The sequence below is a fragment of the Leptolyngbya sp. CCNP1308 genome, assembly GCF_034932455.1.
Classification (GTDB): Bacteria; Cyanobacteriota; Cyanobacteriia; order Phormidesmidales; family Phormidesmidaceae; genus Nodosilinea.
The window spans coordinates 1-1,773 of the sequence record NZ_JAYGIH010000030.1 but is presented as its reverse complement, the minus strand read 5'-3'; the positions used below and the strand labels follow the sequence as shown (position 1 = coordinate 1,773).

Below are 1,773 nucleotides of genomic sequence, written 5' to 3'. Positions count from 1 at the left end.
TCACCCGGTCAGTGTGCAAAAACTGCTGCACCTCGGTGACGGTGGTAGTGAGAATTGCCTCCAGGTTGAGGGTCTGGCGAATGCGCTGGGCAATCTCACTCAGCAGCCGCTCTTGCGCGGCCCGCCGTCGTAGGGCCGCCACCTCCGAGCGCCTGAGTTCGGTAATATCCGTAAACGACATCACCACCGCGTAGGGCAGGGGCTCGTGGGGATGCAGCAGGGGGCGAGTATTACAGGAAATCCAGGTGGTGCCCTCGGGTTTAACCAGGCCCAGCACCCGATTGTTGACCGGCTGCCCAGTGCGCAGGGTGACCCAGGCCGGGTGGTCGTCGTCGGGGCAGGGGGAACCATCGTCTTGGATGAAGGTTAGGGACATATCAGCCAGCGATCGCCCCACGATTTGCCCGCTTGGCAGACCCACGATCTTGGTGGCGCTGGCGTTGCAGGTGAGCAGGGTGCCATTGGCCTGCACCACGGCAACCCCTTCAGAAAGAGCCGCCACCACTGAGCGATAGCGCTCTTCACTGTCTTGCAGTTCTTGCAGCAGGGTGGTTTTAGCCTCAAATTCCTTAGCCAGGTGTAGGCTGGCCACCAGCAGACCCGCCATCAGCTTGAGGGTCTGCCGGTCTGACTCGGTAAAGGCGTAGGCCTGGGTTGAAAACACCTTGATCACGCCGACTGGCTCGGTTTTAGTGGTGAGGGGCACTACCATCATTGATCGCAGCCCCAAGGTTTCGGCCAGGGAGCGATTGACCCGCCGATCGCGATCGCCATCGGCGCAGTACAGCACCTCGCTCTCCGTCAGGCAGCGCCCGCTCAGGCTATCGGCTATGGGCAGCCGCCAGCCCCGACGGGCCTGTGCCACGCCGCTGGTAGCCTGGCACACCAGCTCTTGGCCCTCTAACAGTTCCACGGCGGCCCCATCGGCGCGGGTGATCTGCAAAGCCCGTTCGACGATCACCTCCATCACCAGCTCTAGGTGGGGGGTGACCAGCGTCACCTCTAGCTGGGTCTCTACAACCTTAGACAGACGCTCTAATTCTTGTTGCAGGGCGATTTCAGCCTGCTTGCGCTCGGCCTCAAGCCGCACTTTTTCACTGATGTCTTTCATAAAGCAGTAGTGGCTGGAGCTCTGCTGCTGGTCGTCGTAGGCCGTCACCATAAACAACTGCTTGTGGAAAATTGAGCCATCTTGGCGGACTCCTCGGGCTTGAACGTTGACCTTGCCCTCGACCAGCATGTGCTCGTAGGCCCGGATGACCTGTTCTAGATCGTCAGGATGGACGGTAATCTCCCAGGGCTGGCCGACGAGCTCGTCGGGGGTGTAGCCCACCATGGCGGCATAGGCCTGGTTGACGCTGGTGTAGCAACCAGCCGCATCGAGCCGAGAGATGCCCTCTACGGCAAGGGCAAGGGCGGTGCTCATCTCTCGCAGCTCGCCCTCGGCCTGCACCCGCTCGGTAATGTCTTGGGCGATGCCAAACAGGCGCACGACCTCGCCCTGGGCATTGCGTTCGGCCTGGCCCTGGTCATCGAGATAGCGAATTACCCCATTGCTGCGGGTGCATTTGAGCCGCATGCTGTAGGGCTCGCCGGTGGTCAGGGTGTGCTCCACCGCCTGGCGCAGCCGGTCGCCATCCTCGGGGTGGTAGAGCCGCAGCAGCTCGTCGAAGCTGGGTGCGCCCAGGGCTGGGTCGCGCCCCAAAATCCGAAATTTTTCGGCGGACCAGGTCACTTTTTGGGTAGCGATGTCGTACTCCCAGCTGCCAACGT

1 protein-coding gene is annotated in these 1,773 nt (G+C 61.9%); it reads right to left on the bottom strand.

Features of this window, described 5'->3' with window-relative positions; all coding sequences use genetic code 11:
• The coding region (locus VB780_RS31375; RefSeq protein ID WP_323350695.1) for a PAS domain S-box protein at nucleotides 1-1,773 on the bottom strand (1,773 nt) is incomplete at both ends.